Origin of the sequence: Thermoleptolyngbya sp. M55_K2018_002 (assembly GCF_015295965.1) — a bacterium.
Taxonomy (GTDB): Bacteria; Cyanobacteriota; Cyanobacteriia; order Elainellales; family Elainellaceae; genus Thermoleptolyngbya; species Thermoleptolyngbya sichuanensis.
Window position 1 is genome coordinate 1 of the sequence record NZ_DVEA01000331.1, and the last position, 17370, is coordinate 17370.

15 protein-coding genes and 1 riboswitch are annotated in these 17370 nt (G+C 56.2%); of the genes, 10 read left to right on the top strand and 5 right to left on the bottom strand.

Annotated features, from left to right (window positions below; all coding sequences use genetic code 11):
- Positions 1–47 precede the first annotated feature (47 nt).
- Positions 48–779, bottom strand: a complete 732-nt coding sequence (locus IGS51_RS16855; protein WP_297079979.1) for a histidine phosphatase family protein — start codon at positions 777–779, stop codon at positions 48–50.
- Positions 780–1124: 345 nt separating this feature from the next.
- Positions 1125–1403: a hypothetical protein gene (locus IGS51_RS16860; RefSeq protein WP_297079980.1), complete on the bottom strand. Its 279-nt coding sequence runs from the start codon at positions 1401–1403 to the stop codon at positions 1125–1127.
- Between the two features lie 212 nt (positions 1404–1615).
- Between IGS51_RS16860 and IGS51_RS16865 the strand changes: the two genes are divergently transcribed.
- From IGS51_RS16865 to IGS51_RS16880, 4 genes are all read left to right on the top strand, one after another.
- Positions 1616–2083: a helix-turn-helix transcriptional regulator gene (locus tag IGS51_RS16865; RefSeq protein WP_297079981.1), complete on the top strand. Its 468-nt coding sequence runs from the start codon at positions 1616–1618 to the stop codon at positions 2081–2083.
- 430 nt (positions 2084–2513) lie between these two features.
- Positions 2514–3479 (top strand): PIN domain-containing protein, encoded by a 966-nt coding sequence (locus tag IGS51_RS16870; protein WP_297079982.1) that lies wholly within the window; start codon positions 2514–2516, stop codon positions 3477–3479.
- Positions 3480–3542: 63 nt separating this feature from the next.
- On the top strand, positions 3543–5540 hold the full coding sequence (locus IGS51_RS16875; protein WP_297079983.1) for a CHAT domain-containing protein: 1998 nt from the start codon (positions 3543–3545) through the stop codon (positions 5538–5540).
- A gap of 221 nt (positions 5541–5761) precedes the next feature.
- A complete protein-coding gene (locus IGS51_RS16880; RefSeq protein WP_297079984.1) occupies positions 5762–6127 on the top strand; it encodes a DUF1818 family protein in 366 nt (121 codons plus the stop codon).
- Between the two features lie 29 nt (positions 6128–6156).
- Here the strand turns inward: IGS51_RS16880 and cysC are convergent, their stop codons facing one another.
- Positions 6157–6717, bottom strand: coding sequence for an adenylyl-sulfate kinase (cysC, locus tag IGS51_RS16885; RefSeq protein ID WP_367279365.1), 561 nt, complete (start codon positions 6715–6717; stop codon positions 6157–6159).
- Positions 6718–6830: 113 nt separating this feature from the next.
- The gene (locus IGS51_RS16890) at positions 6831–7670 is read right to left on the bottom strand and encodes an ion transporter (RefSeq protein WP_297079985.1); all 840 of its coding nucleotides are present in this window, start codon (positions 7668–7670) and stop codon (positions 6831–6833) included.
- Between the two features lie 160 nt (positions 7671–7830).
- A riboswitch (cobalamin riboswitch) is annotated at positions 7831–8010 on the top strand.
- 207 nt (positions 8011–8217) lie between these two features.
- Here IGS51_RS16890 and IGS51_RS16895 point away from each other — a divergent pair.
- The 4 genes from IGS51_RS16895 (at position 8218) to IGS51_RS16910 (ending at position 12683) form a co-directional block, all read left to right on the top strand.
- Positions 8218–9354 carry a sirohydrochlorin chelatase gene (locus IGS51_RS16895; RefSeq protein ID WP_297079992.1) on the top strand — a complete coding sequence of 379 codons (1137 nt, stop codon included), beginning with the start codon at positions 8218–8220 and terminating at the stop codon, positions 9352–9354.
- A gap of 14 nt (positions 9355–9368) precedes the next feature.
- Entirely contained in the window at positions 9369–9611 is a 243-nt protein-coding gene (sipA, locus tag IGS51_RS16900; RefSeq protein ID WP_297079986.1) for a regulatory protein SipA, read from the top strand.
- Positions 9612–9867: 256 nt separating this feature from the next.
- Positions 9868–10644, top strand: coding sequence for a PhnD/SsuA/transferrin family substrate-binding protein (locus IGS51_RS16905; RefSeq protein ID WP_297079987.1), 777 nt, complete (start codon positions 9868–9870; stop codon positions 10642–10644).
- Positions 10645–10826: 182 nt separating this feature from the next.
- Positions 10827–12683 carry an ATP-binding protein gene (locus tag IGS51_RS16910; RefSeq protein ID WP_297079988.1) on the top strand — a complete coding sequence of 619 codons (1857 nt, stop codon included), beginning with the start codon at positions 10827–10829 and terminating at the stop codon, positions 12681–12683.
- 25 nt (positions 12684–12708) lie between these two features.
- Here IGS51_RS16910 and IGS51_RS16915 read toward each other — a convergent pair whose 3' ends face one another.
- Complete coding sequence (locus IGS51_RS16915) at positions 12709–15267, bottom strand: alpha/beta fold hydrolase (protein ID WP_297079989.1); 2559 nt, start codon at positions 15265–15267, stop codon at positions 12709–12711.
- Between the two features lie 461 nt (positions 15268–15728).
- On the opposite strand from IGS51_RS16915, the gene IGS51_RS16920 reads away from it, so the two are divergent.
- Both IGS51_RS16920 and IGS51_RS16925 read left to right on the top strand, forming a co-directional pair.
- Positions 15729–16244: a hypothetical protein gene (locus IGS51_RS16920; RefSeq protein ID WP_297079990.1), complete on the top strand. Its 516-nt coding sequence runs from the start codon at positions 15729–15731 to the stop codon at positions 16242–16244.
- A 13-nt stretch (positions 16245–16257) separates the two neighbouring features.
- Positions 16258–17145 carry a hypothetical protein gene (locus IGS51_RS16925; protein WP_297079991.1) on the top strand — a complete coding sequence of 296 codons (888 nt, stop codon included), beginning with the start codon at positions 16258–16260 and terminating at the stop codon, positions 17143–17145.
- Positions 17146–17370 lie beyond the last annotated feature (225 nt).

Genomic DNA, 17370 nt, shown 5'->3' on the forward strand with positions numbered 1-17370 from the left:
CCTGTTTTCAACCTGTTTTTCGGCAGTCTGCTGGGTTTGCTGGGTGGCTAGAACTCTCGCAAATGGCTGGTGTCGTTAAATCGACGAATATGCCAGAGGTCGCTGTTCCAGCGGTTGGGATTGTCGGAGGGGAGTGTCCAGCGCGATCGCTCTAGCCAAAACTCGAACACAGCCGTATTTTTTGTAGAGCAATGCCAAGTGCGATCGCTCCCCAGCATCGCCGCAATAAGATGCTGCAAGATCCAGCTATGGGTGACGATCCACAGCGTTTCGCCGTTGCGATGCGTCGCCAAAACCCGCTGGATAAAACGCTCAGCGCGATCGCGCCCATCTTGCAGGGTTTCGGCTCCTGGTGCGGGAATCCAGTCGGGCGAAGCTTCTAGATCAGCACAGAGTTCGGGATATCGCTCCCGCGCCTCGTCCCAGGTCAGCCCTTTGAAAATGCCGTTTTGAAATTCCAGCAGTTCCTCAGCGTATTCAATCGTCGGTTCAATCGTTGGAATAGAAATTGGATGCGGAACTGGTTCGCTCGTTCTCTGAGCCAGCAAAATTTCTGCCGTTTGCGCTGCCCGCTTGAGGGGGCTGCTGTAGACCTTCGAGGGCGGCTGTCCCTTTGCCCACAGGCGTTCTGCCAGTTGCCGCGCCTGCTGCCGGCCGCGTGCCGTTAGCTCATAGTCGGCATGGCCCTGCATCCGCCGCTCCACATTGCCCACCGACTCGGCATGGCGAATGAAGACGAGCTTAAGTCGATCCTGGCTGAAATCAGCACCCTGAGCCATTGGCCTGCCTGCAAGAGAAAAGGAAACTGTCAGAACCTACGCACTTGCGAGAACGCGACGCACAGCTTTTAATCTGCCCTCATCCCCCAACCCCTTCTCTCGAATTGGGAGAAGGAGAGCAAGAGAGGCTTGAAGTCCCTTTCCCGCTCTGGAAGAGGAATTTAGAGCGAGGGGGAATCGGCAAAGTTGCACCTTGCGCTTGCGATAAGTGTTCTGGATTTTGGGTCTATTCGCGTAAGTCCTAGCTGTTTTGGATTGTAAAGGCTGTTTGGAATCGTTGGGCAAGAGGGGGCGGGCTGCGCGGACTCGCTCACGCAACCCGCCGTTCGGAGAGGGACCGCCGGATTATCCAATCGGCCGCATCGGCTGGGTTGGGTAAATCCATTCGGGCGTGGGCTGCGGTCGAGGCGTTTGGACCCCGCCCGTATTCACCACCAGCCACAGCAGCACTCCCAGCAAAATTGCCAGAATGAAGCCGCCGCCAGGGCCGCCCGCCGGGTCTTGGCGTTCGATGCGATAGCGATCGCCCGTGTTGGGGTCAAAGGCTTCTTGATCAGAAAGCTTGATCAGGCGGCGATAGTCGTTGCGGTAATCATCGTTGTGGTCGTCTGGCAAAATCAGCATGATTTTCAGTTCCCCCGGAGAGATATTTAGGCTTTGTCGTTGCCAGCCAGTCTGCTGCTCCCAAAGCGGATTGGTGGAACTATAAATAGGTTAGCCTAAAAACTTGCAGGGTTGCAATATTAGGGCTTTAATTTTAGGTAAAACTTAATTTATAACACAATTTACCTAAATCCGTGCTAGGCTGAGCCTCTAGAACCATTCGGGAGGACTGAATGCACACCCCAGACCCCCGCCCTCGCATTGCGGAACTTCGCAAAGCGGCTGGCCTCACTCAGCTTCAGCTTTCGCAGCGAGTCGGCGTGACAGAAACCACCATCGCCAATTGGGAACGCGGCCGCGGCGGCCTGGATTGGATCGTCAAGCTGATCCGCCTGTGCGACGCGCTGAATTGCAATCTCAAAGACCTGATCGAAGACCCGGCAACGGCCGCTGCGCCGCTGCTATCGCTAGAGGAAGCGCAAGCCCTGATGCGACCACCTGCGCCGACCCATCCGCCCGCCGCAGAACCAGTTGCAGAAGCAGCGGCAGAACCAGGGGCAGAACCAAGGGCGATCGCCCCACTACCCCCGACTCCAGAGCCAGATGCGCTGTCGCTCAGCGACGCACAGCGGCTGATGGGCAGTCCGGCTCCGGAGGCTGCGCCAGAGGCGGTGCATCAGCACCCGCATTCCAAGAGCTAGCGGCAGCTTCAGCAGGGTCCTCGACCCGTCCCAAAAGTTCATTTAGTTCAGCAAATCTTCAGCAAATCGTTCAACGGCTGTCTCTAGCATCCCCAAACACAAGCAAATAATGCTACCATCAACCCATCCAGTCAGAAGCTATCACTTTTCAGTATCAAATGCCCTTTGCCGAGGGAGTCCCCACTGCTGACGTGCGATCGCACTGCCCGTGTCCTGGGTTTGACGGTTCAACGCAGCAGCCTTGTAGAAGATGACCGACCCTCGCGCCTGGTTTTCTCTGCCCTACGGATGAGTTTTGGCCAAGGCTCAAGGCTAATTCATAAAGCTGAGTCATTGGGCTGAGTCTTTGATAAGCCTCTATGCCAGCCGCTTGCCAAGTCCTTTGGAATAGTCTGCATCGCTACTCACGTCATGCTCAGGAGAGATTTCCATGAGTTCCATGTCTTTCAACCGCTTGCCGCAGCCGCTCTGCACCCGGTGCTATATGCTAGACGCGGACTTGCTGGTGGATCTGATTTTAAGCCGTCCGAGCATCAGCGCCGACTATGCCAGCTTTTTGTGGCAATGCTTGCAGCAGCGGCAGATCCAAGGCTGCATTACCGAACTGGGCTATCAGCGGCTCTGCATCATTATGAACCAGCGCGACGCTCGCCACGCGCTGACGCTTGCGGAGGTGCTGATGCGGATGCTGACGGTGTGTCGGAGCGATGCCAATATCTGGCTGCGGGCTAATAGCCAGCCCTTTGAATACGACTCGGCAGAGGAAATCGCTTGCGCCTTGCACTATCGCATGGACGGACTGATCACCCATCGCCCAGAACAGTTTGAGGGCGCGGGCATTCCCGTGCTGTCGCCGCGCGATGTGCTGGAATATCACCTGCGGCGATCGCTCCAGCCCCCGTCTCAACATTCCTTCCCTCTCCCCGCCCGCTCGATCACGCATCTGGCAAGCTGGCGCAATGGACAGTTCGATGCGTCCTGGCTGCCGCTGGCAGACATTTGGGATCAGGGACATCTGGGCACGATTTGCCGCGACGCATCGCCCTATGCCGCCCCTTCATCCGCTGGCGGCCCGCGGCCCGTCGCCCGTGGCAAATTCGTCGAGGTGCGCCATTTTGACCGACGGCTGGAGTGGGTAGCGCTGATTGTGCAGATCTGCCCAACGCAGCAGCCCGACGTGTTTGATTTGTCTGTTATCTGCGCGGCCCGCGATGGCGGCGATCTGCCCGCAGGCCTGCAACTGTGGGTGGTCGATCAGCAGGGCAATGAGTCGATGTTTGCCCAACCCAGCCGCAGCGGTCGAGCCACGCTCCAGTTTGAGGGCCAGACGGGTGAGGCGTTTGATGTGGTGATTAGCTTGGGGGGCGATCGCCACGTCGAAACCTTCCTGATTTGAGCCTTTCCGAACTCCCCTTAGCCCCCAATCCCCAACCCCTACGCCTACCCCGGAGGCATAGCCATGACGAAACTCGTTCTGCTGAGACTAGACGGCGATCTGGCATCGGGCGTGCAGGTGGGTCTGGAAGTGGGCGAAGACGGCAAGCAGCCTGAGCTAGAGTCGTCTGGTCGGCTGCCGCCCCAGCCCCACCTGCTGGAATACTTCAACTACTGGCGGTATTGCTATCTCCAGTTGCCCGTGCCGACGCGCCTGCGCCCCAAACAGGTGTCTTATACCAGTTCGGTCTGGTCGTGCATCCAAGCCTGCCACACGGCGGCCAGCTATCTCCAGCGGGCAATGTCGAACTGGCTGGCCGCAAGGGAATTTCGCCCCATCAAAGAGGATTTGCTCTGCGAACTCAAGCGCAACGACACTGTGCGCGTGCTGGTTCACACCCGCGATCCGCTGCTGGCGCAGTTGCCCTGGCACTTGTGGGATTTTTTTGAGCGCTACCCCAATACTGAACTGGCTTTTAGCTCGCCTGCTGCCCAGCGCACTCGTCCGGTGCTGGCTGTGCCGCCCAGCGACCGAGTGCGAATTTTGGCAATTTTGGGCAACAGCGCCGGAATCGATGTCGCCACCGATCGCGCTTTGCTAGAACGCTTGCCCCAGGCGGAGGTGAGGTTTCTGGTAGAACCGTCGCGCCAAGAGATCAGCGATCGCCTGTTTGAGCAAACCTGGGACATTCTCTTTTTCGCTGGGCATAGCGAAAGCGTTGAGGGCGCGGGCGCACAGAGGGGCGATCGCGGGCGGATTTTTATCAATCAGACCGACAGTTTGGCGATCGCCGACTTTCGTGCCAGCCTCGACAAAGCCGTGCAGCGCGGCCTGAAGCTGGCAATTTTGAACTCCTGCAACGGGCTGGGCCTGGCGCAAGATCTGCGACAGCTTCATATTCCCCAGCTCATCGTCATGCGCGAACCCGTGCCAGATCGCATCGCCCAAGAATTTCTGAAATACTTCCTCAGCGCCTTTTCTCGCGGCACTCCGCTGTATCTGTCAGTGCGGGAGGCCCGCCAGCGTCTAGCAGAACTGGAGCGCGATTTTCCCTGTGCCAGTTGGCTGCCCGTGATTTTTCAAAACCGGGCCGAGATGCCGCCGAGTTGGGCCAGTCTGCTGGGCGAGCCAGGGATGGGGCTGCAAGCCGCCTGGTCGGGGCAGCGGTTCGGGAACCCAGCCGAAGCCGCGCTGCCCAGCCCGTCTCCCCAGCATAATCTGGCGCGAGAGGGGCGATATAGAGAACAGGAGCATCCCTTCCGAGAACCCGTACAAGCGGCTCCTGGGGGGCGATCGCCCCTCGCCGTAGCCCCGCCCGAAACCCATCTCCTCCCCCTTGCCGAGGCTTTCTCCCATCCTCGACAGATTTCCCCAGAGGAAACTTTATGGGATGCTTCTATTCCGGGTTCCACTCCTGGGAATTCTGAATGGAGGACTCCGAGTTCTACCCATTTGGATGCTCTACCGCCATCAACCACCGCCATGCAAAACCTGAGCCAACCCGCAGCCCAGCCCGACCAACCCACGCCGCCTGCTGTTCCATTCCCTGCGCCCTCGCCCCAGCCAGCGGCGGTTCCTACGTCTGCGGTGCCGACTGCGACCGCGCCGACTGTACCACCTATGCCACCTGCGCCGACTGTACCGACTGCGCCGACTGTGCCGACCGCGCCAGAGCGCACCAGCCCCGAATATAGTGCCCCCACCCCTGACCCCAGTTCCGCCGAAGCCAAGCCTGCTCCTGGTATTGAGGCAACGCCTGCCCCGCTCACCTGGCTGCCAGAAGAGGTTTTGCCCATCACCGACGTACTGGGCGTGGGCCCCGTCAGCGACCACGGCGTTGTGAAAGAAGCCATTTATCCCGGCTATACGGGCTGGATCATGCACGAAGGGACTCGCTGGAAAGCGTGCCTGGATTTGCCCTGGCGACAGCTACACCTGCCCGTGGATACGCCCGTGCGCGTGATGGGGCGGCTAGACGGCACAAATATTCTGGTGGTTCAGCCGATTAGAGTAGCGGAATAAGCGGCATGAAATGCAAAGGGATGACGCGATCCAGAGATCGGTCACGTCAAGTCCTATCCTCTTCTTGCGTCATCCCATCCCATCGATTCCGACAGCACGCTTGAGGCTTGCTACAAGCGGAGCTACAAACGAAATTGCGAGAAGCCCCGCAGATTCTTGGCTGCCATTCAATCGCCAATCCAAAATCCAAAATCGCCAATCCACAATCAATATCACTCCTAATGCCTCGCACCCTCAAACGCGGCCCCGGCTGGCAAATCGGCTGGGACGAAGACGCGCCCGAATTTGTTGGACTCGTTGGCGGCGACGACTGGGCGCTGGAGCTAACCGCAGCGGAACTGGAGGATTTTTGTCGGCTGGCGGGGCAACTGGCGGAAACCATGAGCCAGATGGCGGCAGAACTTATGGAAGAGGAGCGGATTGCCTGTGAACTGGAGAGCGATCGCCTCTGGTTGGAGGTCGAAGGGTTTCCCCAGTCCTACAGTCTGCGGATGATCCTGCTGACGGGCCGCCGTGCCGAGATGGGATGGGACGCAGCGGCTGTACCAGGACTAATTCAGGCAGCGCAGTCGCTCAGGGTTTTCTAGTCCCCTTTCTGTCCCCTTGCTTAGCCCCCTTACTGCTGTTTGAGCGAGGCCGCGGGCTGCCCGGTCAGATATCCCTGCTGCTTCAGGAAATTCAGCACCTTGGCGGCGCTCTCTTCGAGGGTTTCTTGATCGGTGCGGCATTCCACTTCCGGATTCAGCGGCGCTTCGTAGGGGTCGTCGATGCCTGTGAACTGCTTGATTTCGCCCGCCCGTGCTTTTTTGTAGAGGCCCTTCACGTCGCGCTCTTCGCACACGCTGAGCGGCGCGTTGACATACACTTCTACGAAATCTCCGATGCGATCGCGCATTTCGTCGCGCACATCCCGATAGGGCGAAATCGCCGACACCAGCACAATCACGCCATTGCGGCTGAGCAGGTGTGCCACAAACCCAATGCGGCGGATGTTTTCGTCCCGGTCTTCTTTGCTAAAGCCTAGCCCCTTGGTGAGATGCTGGCGCACGATGTCGCCGTCCAGCACCTCTACCGCCAAGCCGCAATCGCGCAATTCCTTTTCCACCGCCATGCGAATCGTCGTCTTGCCCGCGCCGCTCAGCCCGGTAAACCAAACTGTGACCCCTCGCTGCTGCATTGCTTTTTGCTCCTCACGATAGAACTAGCACAAGAACCTGCACGCTCTTGGGGGCACCGACGGGCGCAAACCAAGAACGCTCTGGAAAACCAGAAATAAAACTGCCCCCTAGTCTACTTGATCACGTTCTCCACTTGGGTTGGATTTGTATCACTCTCTCCCGGAAAAAACGCTGGCTTTGCAGGCAGCCGCGTCCCACAGTTTTTGCAAAACAAGGCATCCGGGTCATGCACCGACAGGTCGCAATTTGAGCATTGCACGGCAACACGAGTGCCCGTTTTAACCAACTGCTTGATCAAGTCGCCCAACTGCCAGGGAATAAACAAAATTCCGGTCAACAGCATCAAAATAGTGAGCGATCGCCCGCCATCGGTAATCGGCACCACATCCCCCAAGCCCGCCGTTGAAATGGTCGAAATCGAGAAATAAATCGCGTCAAAAAACGTGTTGAATTGCTCCGGGTTGACCGGATGTTCGACCTGATAGATCAGCCCAGAATAGACAAACACGATAGAAAACAGCGTGAACAAAATGCGGGCAACAATGGCGCTGTCTTCCGTCGTGACATAGCCAAACACCGTCCGCCCTTCAAAAAATCGCGCCAGCCGCAAAATCCGAAACCAGCGGAAAATGCGGATAAACCGAATATCCACTGCGCCCAAGAAAAATGGCAAAATCGCCATCAAATCAATCAACCCAAAGAGGCTGAACACAAACTTGAGTCGATCTTCCGCACACCACAGCCGCAGCAAATATTCCAGCGAAAACAGCAGCAGCAGCGCCAAATCCAGCGCCCCCAAAACCGTCCGCCACTCCTCCGACAGCGGATAGGTCTGCGCGACAAAAATCGCCACCGACAGCAGGACCAGCCCGGTAATCAGCAGGTTGAGCGCCTTTCCGGTAGGCGTGTCGATATCTTCGAGGTAAAAGGCGATGCGCTTGCGAAAGGACATTGGGAAAACGCAATTGAAAACGCAATTGAAAACGCACTAAAAAAACGCAATTGAAAACGCAATCCGGGGAAGGACGCGATCCCGCGATCCTCTTATTATCCCCTCATTCCCAATCTGGGACACATTCCAATCCCCCTCTCCCCCATTCCACGACTCCCCGCCTGGGGTAAGATGGCTAGGCACATGTGAACAGCCGCAGGGTGGGAAAGTCCGGTGAGAGTCCGGCGCTGTGCCGCAACTGTGATGGGAGCTGGAGCGTGTTTCATTGGGTGAACATCAAATCATCCAAATCATCCAAAGCTCCCCAGCCAGAACGCCAGCCTGCTGCTTTTTCACTCTAGCTCCCGCGTCGCACGGGAACGGAGTTTTGATTTTTATGACCCTTTCTATTGACCCCGTTTCTTCAAAGTCCAATTTCCCCATTGCTGCAAACTCTGATGCTGCGAACTCTGAGCCGCTAGCGCAGCCGCTGATGTATCCTCTGGAGCCAGAGCAGGGGGCGATCGCCCTCGGAAATTCGCCCCAGATCGATCTTCCCCCGCTACCGATGCAGCGTCCGGTGCTGCTGGTGGGCCACGGCAGCCGCGATGCCGATGGTCGCCAGGGCTTGCTAGATTTTGCAGCGGCGTATCAGGCGTTGGATCTCTCGCGTCCGGTTGTGCCCTGCTTTTTGGAACTGACGGAGCCATCGATTCAGCAGGGCGTAGACGAGTGCGTTGCCAAGGGCTATACCGACCTTTCGGTGCTGCCTGTGCTGCTGTTTGCGGCGCGACACAACAAGTTCGACGTGACCAATGAACTGGATCGCGCCCGCCAGCGCCATCCCCAAGTCACGTTTCACTATGGGCGGCATTTTGGCATTACGCCAGGAATTTTGGATCTGTGGCGATCGCGCCTCGCAGAACTCGACCAGCCGCAGTGGAACCCCCAGGGCATTGCGCGGGAAGACACACTGCTGCTGTTTGTGGGGCGCGGGGCCAGCGATCCCGATGCCAACGGCGATGTCTATAAAATGGCGAGAATTCTCTGGGAAGGCAGCGGCTATCACACCGTCGAAACCTGCTTTATCGGCATTACCCATCCCCGGCTAGAAGAGGGTTTCCGCCGCGCCCGTCTGTATCAGCCCAGGCGAATTATCGTGCTGCCCTACTTTTTGTTTACGGGCGTGCTGGTCAAGAAAATTGCCATGATCACTGCCCAACAGCAAGCCCAGTTTCCCGATATCTCGATGGTCTGCCTACCAGAGATGGGGCTGCACAGGACGCTGTTTTCTGTATTGCGCGATCGCGAAATCGAAACGCAGCTTGGGCAGGTGCAGATGAATTGCGAAATGTGCAAGTTTCGTCTGGCGGCTGTCGGCAATGGCGCAGCCCACGGGCATGACCATGCACACGCACACGCGCATGGACATAATCATGGGCACGATCATGGGCACGATCATGGGCACGATCACGGACACGCGCATGAACATGCCCAAAATCATGCTCAAGATCATGCTCAAGATCATGCACATAGACCCAGCCATCCGCAGGATCACACGCATGACCCTACGCATGACCATGAACCCAGCCACGCCCACGGGCATCCCCACGGCCATACGCATGGGCATCATCATCATGGCGAAATGATCGATCCCTATGCGGAACCGAGCCAGTATCATGAAAAAATCTGGCAAGTTCCCTGAACGAGGGTGAAGCAATGGCAGAACTGGATGGAACAGAGGAGAAGGTGTTTCAGGTGGGCGATCGGGTGCGGGCGATCGCCCTGCCTGCCTATCTCAAAACCGCAGAGCCGATGCCCATGCTGCGTCCACCTGACCTGATTCAGGTTGGTGAAGAAGGCATCGTGCTGGATCGCCGACCGGGTGGGTATTGGGGTGTGAGGTTTGGACGCGGCGCATTTTTATTAGAAGGTCAGCACCTAGAGAAGATAGCAGACTGAGGAGAATGCAGCGATACAAAGCGACATACCATCATGAGTTGCGTAATCTAATAAGTTTGGTAAATCATCATTAATTTTTGGTGACTTCTTATGTTGAGCGGGAACTCTAGTTTGAGTTCACTCAGCTTAGTCCTGTCTCCAAAATGTCATGAAACGACGCAACTTCCTATGGTATTCCTGCCTCTTTGCGGCTGGTTGTGGCGCAAGCTCCACAGCCTCTCGCACAGCTACTGTTCGGCTACCTGAGAGACTGAGATTGGCGATTACAGATGTTCAAGGCATCGATGAATTAAACGAAAAGTACGAGCCATTTCGGACTGCTCTAGAGGAAGTTTTAGAAACTTCTGTTGAGTTTTTTCCTGTAGATGACTTGCTGATGGCCGCTTCTGCATTGCAAGCCAATCAACTGGATTTGGTTTGGGCCGGCCCATCTGAATATGTCACCATCCACGCTCGCACTCAAGCCACACCACTGGTCAGCTTGATTCGCTCCAACTATTACGCAGTCCTGGTGGTTCGTGCCGATAGTGGGATTCAATCCTTGGCGGATCTGAAGGGAAAAACCGTTGATATGTGGAAAGTTGGCTCTACAGCCTCCCATTTGGCTGGCACGAAAATGCTGTTGGATGCAGGATTAACTCCTCAAGTAGACTACAAAGCGGTCATGACTGGGGAAAATGACTTGGAATCACTACGCCTTGGGAAAGTGGATGCCTTTGTCAGTGGAAATCCTCGATATAGAGCTATCCTAAAAGCGCTGAATGCATCTGAGCAAGACTATCCAATTGTGGCGCGGGGTGATCTACTGCCAGGTGATGTGTTCGTTTTAAGTAGTGCGTTTAGCTCGGCAGTTGGAGCAGAGATTCAGGCTCGGATGTTGCGGGGACAAAACAAGTTGCTTCAAGGAATTCGCTCGGTGGAAAGCCTGACAGTCCGCTTTCCAGAAGATAGTCAGTTTTCTGTGGCAAATGATGCGGACTACGAAATGATTCGAGAAGCCTATCGCGCTATTGGCCAGGACAAATTCCTCTAATTTTTTCGACTCTCTAGACCGTTTAATTCTTTAATTGCGCTGATCAAGCCAGGTGGTTGATGACAGCTCAATGTCATTTTGGGGTGATTTTTAGGTTGTGTAATTTAGGTTTCATCGGCTCTTGATTGCTTTAAGATCGGACGCTTATCAGTATGGCTTTTATTACAAAGATAGGTGCAGGTGTGGATGCTTGGCTTGATTCTCGCCAAAGTATTTCCAAAAAGATTGGCTATGGCTATGGCGTGGCGATTAGTATTGCCGCGCTGGGGGCGCTGCTGGGGTTAGCAATCGGCAGTCATGCCCAGCAGAAGGCACAAGAAGCCCTGGAGGTTGCTAAGATTCAGCAAAACACGTTGAATAAGCTGTCGCTGCTATCGCTATCTCTCCAATCTCATCCTCAACGCTTGCTGGTGGTGCTGCAAGAGCCAATCTGGTTTCAGTATGAGATGAGTAAGTTTACGAATGATTTTAATCAGGCTAAGGCCCTGCTGGCAGAATTAGACTCGTTTATTAACCTGGACACTTCCCAGGAAAATCTGGATGTAGAAACGTTAGAAACACTAGTCCAAAGCTACGATTCCACCATTGAGGGCTACCGCCAGCATATTGCTGCACTGTGGAAACGGATTAACCCGCAGGAACTAACACGGGAGACGGCTGGCCCTGCCCAGCAACTGATCTTAGCAAGCCTGACAGACGCAGAGGCCGTTCGGATGCGGCTTCGCTTTGAAAAGCTGTCGGAGCGGCTGGTGCAGATACAGTGGGTCGCGGAAAATCAGAAAACCCTGGCCTACCAGCATCTCGATCAGGCAGATGCATTTCGGTTTCATGCGATCATATCGGGCATTGTGCTATCTACGGCGATCGCCATTGCACTGGGCATTATCACTAGTCGGGCGATCGCCCGTCCGGTTCAGGAGCTAACTGACGTTGCTCAACTGTCGATTCAAGATGCAAAATTTGATCTGCAAGCCTCGGTTTCCAGCAATGATGAAATCGGCAGCCTCGCCCAATCTTTTAATCAACTGATTGCCTTTGTCAATCAGCTTTTGCAGCAGCAGCAAGCCGCCAATGAAAAGCTAGAAGCCTATAGCCAATCCCTTGAGCAAAAGGTCCTCCTCCGCACACAAGAACTTCAGGAAAAGAACGATCATCTTAAGCAACTGTTGGAAGAATTGCATCGCACCCAAACTCAAATGGTGCAGAGTGAAAAAATGTCTAGCCTGGGTCAACTAGTTGCGGGCGTTGCCCATGAAATCAATAACCCAGTGAACTTTATTCACGGCAACTTAGAACATCTCAATACCTACACCCAAGACCTGATCAGATTAGTCCAGGCCTACGAGAAAGTCATCCCCGATCCCCCGGCAGCGCTGCAAGAGACGCTGGAAGAAATTGATCTAGCGTTTTTGGCAGAAGATTTACAGAAAATTCTGCAATCAATGCGGATTGGCACAGGGCGTATTCGTGAAATCGTGCTGTCGCTTCGCAATTTCTCGCGCTTAAATGAAGCTGAATTTAAGCCAGCAGATATCCATGAAGGGATTGATAATACGCTGCTGATTTTGCAGCATCGCCTCAAACCCAAGGCAGATCGTCCAGAGATTCAGGTGATTAAGGAATATGGCGATTTACCGATGGTGGAATGTTATCCAGGACAGCTTAATCAGGTGTTTATGAACCTGATTACTAATTCAATTGATGCACTAGAGGAAGTCAATCAAGCGCGATCTTTTCAAGAGATTTCTGAGCATCCGAACGTTATTCAAATCAAAACTCAATTAATCGATTCAGATTGGGCAGAAGTTATGATTTCGGATAATGGAACGGGCATTCCAGAAACCGTGCGATCGCGCTTATTTGATCCCTTTTTCACCACTAAACCCGTTGGCAAAGGAACAGGGTTGGGGTTGTCGATTAGCTATCAAATTGTGGTGGATAAGCACAAGGGACGAATGCACTGTGAATCTACGCCGGGTCGGGGCACAACGTTTGTGATGCGGATTCCGGTGCGGCATACGGCGCTGGTGTCGGCATAAAGACACAGTTAAAGTCTTGCAACCGCTACTCTGCAACGCAGCGATCGAGCGTCAGGAACAGGTAAGGGCGCAGGTCTTGCGTAAACCAGCGATCGCCCATCTGCCGCACGGCCTGGCTAGTCAGGAACTGATTCACTGTGTTGCGCCAGGTGGAGTCGGTGGCGGGCAATAACATTCCATAGGGGTCGCAGGACAGCGGCTCTGGCGGCAGCAGCGTGTAGCCCGCCTCGCTCAGAGAAGCATTGCTTTGTAGCGCCTCGCCCAGCAGCAGCACGCCGTCGCCTGCAAACAGGTCAATTGCGCCACTTCGTAACGCCTGAAAGCCTGCTGTACGAGCCGTTTCGCCCCGCAGTGTCACAATTTGTGCCGTCGGATATCGCTGCTGAATCACCTGCTCGGTCAAGGTGTCGCGCAGGACACCGATTCTGGCTCCGGTCAGCGTGCCCAGCGCGTTGAACTGTTCGGCGGTGTCGGCCGCAGCCAAAAGCTGTACCCCCGTCAGGAAAAAGGGCGCAGAAAACAGCACTCCCTCAATATCGGATCGCAGCGTGTTGGGCCCACACTCGATTTGTACGGTGCCCGCTTGCACCAGGCTAAAGCGGTTCGACACTTCGGCGGCGCTGAGGTCGAGGCGGATCGGGCGGCCCAGTTGCGCCTGGAGTTGCTGGGTGAGGCCGTTGAGCAAATCGACGCAATAGCCCGACAGGCTCCCTGCGGCGTTGACCGTGCCGAAGGGCGGCGAGTCGGGCTGTACGGCGGCCCGCAGCACCCCCGATTCGGCGATCGCCCGCAGCACCGACCCAGGGCGATCGCCCGGTAAGCGGGTCGTCACCTCCGGCACAAAGGGAATCGGCGGCCGTCTGCCAAAGGCTTGTTCCAGTTGCTCTTGGGAGAGCGATCGCACCAGTCGCAAGTCTAGCGGCTCCTCGCTGATCGACTTGGCATAGGCGGCGCTCAGAAACACCTCATAGGCGGGCTGATTGTTCAAATGCCGCTGCAAAAAGGCCAGGCTCATCTCGCGCACATACTCCTGCCCTAGGCGCGGCGACGGCCCAGAGAGCAGCAGGCTCACGGTGTCTAGCGTCGCCCCAGAGGAGGGCGTGTTGTCGGCAAAGGTGTGGCTACTGGGCACCATGATGGCCAGGTACTTTGCCGGCGTGTTGAGCCAGAGGAAAGGATGAATCTGCTGCTGCACCGCTGAGGCGATGAAATCGTTGCTGCCGCTCATCATCATCACGGGCACTTGGATTTGCCCCAGCCCTTCGGGGCCAAAGACGGGATAGGTCAGCGGGCTGACGGCGATCGCCGCCTGGACTCGCGGGTCGCGCAGCGTGTAGGTATAGGGCGGCAGGCGGCTGGCCGCACATTGCAGCACGAGCGACACATCCAGTCGCGCCTGCGGCCGGGCACATTCCTGCTGAAACAGGTCGCCCGTGTTCAAGCTTGCACCCGCCAGCGCCAGCGCCGTGTAGCCGCCAAAGGAATGCCCCAGCACAGCGACTCGCTGCAAGTCCATGCGTCCAGCCAGCCCTGGGTCGGTGTCTGCCAGTTCGCCCAGGGTATCCAGCACGTAGCTGATATCCAGCGGGCGATCGACAAATTCCACAGGTGTCACGGGGCTGGTCAGCACACCTGCCAGGGCGCTGGTGCGGCGGCTCTCGTCGCTGCCGATATGCTGCGGCAGAATGGCGACAAAGCCGTGGGACGCGAAGTGGTCGCCCAGGTAGGCAAAGGCTTCGGGCGTAGACCCCAGCCCGTGGGAAATGACGACGACGGGCGCGGGCTGGGTCAACCCGTCGGGCAGCCGCAGCAGCACGCGAAACGGACGAGGGATGCGATCGCCCAAGAGGGTGCGGCGATCGCGGCTAAACTCCAGCGTGCGCGAAATGACGCGGTAGGAACCCAACTCCCCCGGATCGGGCAATCCGGTGATTGCGGGCAGGGGCGACGCGGCCGCTTCTTTTTCTGCTTCTTCGTTAATTGCCCGCACCACGGCATCTCGATAGTCGATCTGGGTGGAAAACTGCTGCCGCAGTTCGAGCAACTGCTGGGCATTCAGGCGGATGCTGTAGGACGGATATTGCCGCAGCCAGCCGATGATAGACAGTCCCTCCGGCTCACTCGCCGCCAAAATCGCCGCTGCCCGAATCGCGGAAAAGCCGTTTTGTCGCGTGTCGGTTCGCACGACTGCTCCCAGTCGCCGTAGGGTTTCCTCGCCCAAAGAGGAATAGAGCAACTGGGAAATCACCACCGGATCAACGTCAAACCGCCGCTGGAGAAACTGGCGCAGTTCCGCCATGCCCGTTTCGCTCAAAAACCGCGAATAGAGCTTCAGCCCGCCCCGCACCTCGCCTGTGGTGGCGTAGGTTTCCAGGTCGTCCACCGCCAGGGAAATTTCAAAATTACCCAGATTGACAATGACGCGCTCGGCGCTGTGGGCGGGGCGGGCAAACCAGGTCGATAGGCCCAGCGTCAGCCCGCAGGCCAGGGGCAATAGTCTGGTCTGGAGACGGTTTCGGGGTCGCCATCTCCGCTGCCCCGTGCTGAACTGTGCCGCCTGCCCCAGACTGGTGTGGTGTGCCATAGCCCTGCTGCTAAACCCTTGAGAAGCTGAGATGCCGCTGAAATGCTGCTGGTGAGATTCCGCACGATTTATCCGCACGCTGCCGAGAGCGTTTTCGTGGGATTTTTTGCGAAATTCTGTGCAATCCAGAGCGTATCACACCCGGTTTCCTGCCTTTCCCTGCAAAGAAGAATGCAAAGAAAAATCGCCCGCCGCAAACCCCAGAGATTTACAAAACCTAACCAAGCGTTCGGAATAGATACAGAGAAAAGGGAACCACAAACGGTATGCTATGTCCTGAACGCCGCAAAAAGCCTCAGAACAGGGTGTTTTAGACGAGTTGTGGCTTGACCAGACGGCTCCTTTCTGGATTCTGGTTTAACCCCACGCTAGACAAGGTTCACGACCTGTCTACCTCGCACCCCAGCGGCGATCGCCTGTAAGACCCAGCCACCTTCAACCGTGTTGCAAAGGAGAGTAGGATGATCCGTTTTAATTGGCGTAAGGCACTGGCTGCTTTATTGCTATCTGTTCTGCTGTTGTCTGGCGCTACGGCCTGTAGCAAAGTAGACAACTCGCCCTATGCCCAGGCGCAGAAAGAATCTACCCAGCGCGGAGCCAGAGCCGTTGCCAAAGATGCCGAACAAGGCAGCAGCTTTAACAAGTTCTTCCCGAGTTCTGGTCAGGGCTATACCGTTGTCTTTTCTCAAGAGAAAAAAGGGTTTTCCGAAGCCAAGCTGAAGAAAGACGCAAAGGACGTGGCGCTGCTGTCGATTTCTGACACCATTAGCCTGCCGACTGCCGCCAAAAAGTATGACAGCGCCACCGACAAACTGGCGGGCTACCCCGTCCTGGAAATCGGCAACACCCAGACTGGCATCCTCGTGGCAGATCGCTATCAGGTCAAGGTCCTCAGCCGCGATCCAGAATTCACCAAAGAAAATCGCCGCGCCTGGATTCAAAAATTTGACCTGATTGGCCTATCCAAGCTGAAGTAATGGAGCGCTGACCATGAGTAAACCGATTTATGAAATCGTGGATGATCTGCCCACCACCGGGTTGACCGTCCGCGCCCTCAAATCTCTGGACTTTGTGGTGCCGGGTCACTGGGAAAACCTGGTCGGCTTTGATAACACGATCAAAGCAGTGACGATGGAAACCGATCCCGCCATGATTCAGGCGATTGGCGAACGGGCTGTCCAGCTTTATAACGACAAGTCGCAGGGCTATCAAAAGGCGCTGTGGCTTTACAACACGGTGGACAGTGCCTCCAGTGCGCTGGGGGCGGCGGCGCTAGCGAATCGCGTTGGGCAGGATATTTCCTTTTTAGGACTGCTCAAGCACCTCGCGCCCAAGCCAGAACAGGCACAGAGCATTGACCTGGCCGTGAAGCTGGTGACGGAGGTGGTCGCCTTTTGCCAGATCAACGGCATTCCGGGTGACAGCCTAGGCGACTTTTTGGCGGCGCTAGGTGACTATGGCGGCGAGGCCCTGCTGCGGATGGCGGCGCTGGTGTCGTTTGATGGGCTGGTGCCGCTAGGGCCCAACTTTATCCAGAAGGTAGGAACCTATATCAACGGACTCTCGCCGAAGGAACTGGAGCAAAACCAGACCTTTAAGGGTGTGAATGAACTGATTCCGGGTGGAAACTCAGAAGAGAAACTGAATTTTATTGGCCAGAGCTTTGAGTCGGTGAAGGGCTGGATGGGTGATTTGGTGACTCAAAACGGTCTGACCCAGGAAGGGATTGTGGATCGGCTGGTGCAGGTGGCGGATGTGTCGAAGGATAAGCTCGACTATCTGGGCGCGTTTTTGGATATTGCGGTGAAATACTACTCTCACACGGGTACGCAAACGCTGGCTCGTCGCCTGATTGAGCGGGCCGTGGCGGAGATTTAGTGGCGGAGATTTAGTGGCGGAGATTTAACCAGAAAGGTTTGGTGCGGCGGGCGATCGCCCTCTATCTCCACATACTATCTCCACATACAGAAACCCATCGGCGCTGTTTCGAGTTTGCTCGCAGCAGCGCTTTTTTATGCTCAGTGCCTTTAATCTTTTCAGCGTCTCTTTTCCCTTTTCAAGATTGCAGGGGCTTGCCGAGCCAACAGCCTTGGGGGATTATCC

Coding starts and splice junctions, on each gene's coding strand:
- IGS51_RS16925 (WP_297079991.1), top strand. CDS start 16,258: ATGAGTAAACCGATTTATGAAATCGTGGATGATCTGCCCACCACCGGG.
- IGS51_RS16895 (WP_297079992.1), top strand. CDS start 8,218: ATGCAGCGTCCGGTGCTGCTGGTGGGCCACGGCAGCCGCGATGCCGAT.
- IGS51_RS16915 (WP_297079989.1), bottom strand. CDS start 15,267: ATGGCACACCACACCAGTCTGGGGCAGGCGGCACAGTTCAGCACGGGG.
- IGS51_RS16855 (WP_297079979.1), bottom strand. CDS start 779: ATGGCTCAGGGTGCTGATTTCAGCCAGGATCGACTTAAGCTCGTCTTC.
- IGS51_RS16880 (WP_297079984.1), top strand. CDS start 5,762: ATGCCTCGCACCCTCAAACGCGGCCCCGGCTGGCAAATCGGCTGGGAC.
- cysC (WP_367279365.1), bottom strand. CDS start 6,717: ATGCAGCAGCGAGGGGTCACAGTTTGGTTTACCGGGCTGAGCGGCGCG.
- IGS51_RS16860 (WP_297079980.1), bottom strand. CDS start 1,403: ATGCTGATTTTGCCAGACGACCACAACGATGATTACCGCAACGACTAT.
- IGS51_RS16875 (WP_297079983.1), top strand. CDS start 3,543: ATGACGAAACTCGTTCTGCTGAGACTAGACGGCGATCTGGCATCGGGC.
- sipA (WP_297079986.1), top strand. CDS start 9,369: ATGGCAGAACTGGATGGAACAGAGGAGAAGGTGTTTCAGGTGGGCGAT.
- IGS51_RS16920 (WP_297079990.1), top strand. CDS start 15,729: ATGATCCGTTTTAATTGGCGTAAGGCACTGGCTGCTTTATTGCTATCT.
- IGS51_RS16890 (WP_297079985.1), bottom strand. CDS start 7,670: ATGTCCTTTCGCAAGCGCATCGCCTTTTACCTCGAAGATATCGACACG.
- IGS51_RS16870 (WP_297079982.1), top strand. CDS start 2,514: ATGAGTTCCATGTCTTTCAACCGCTTGCCGCAGCCGCTCTGCACCCGG.
- IGS51_RS16865 (WP_297079981.1), top strand. CDS start 1,616: ATGCACACCCCAGACCCCCGCCCTCGCATTGCGGAACTTCGCAAAGCG.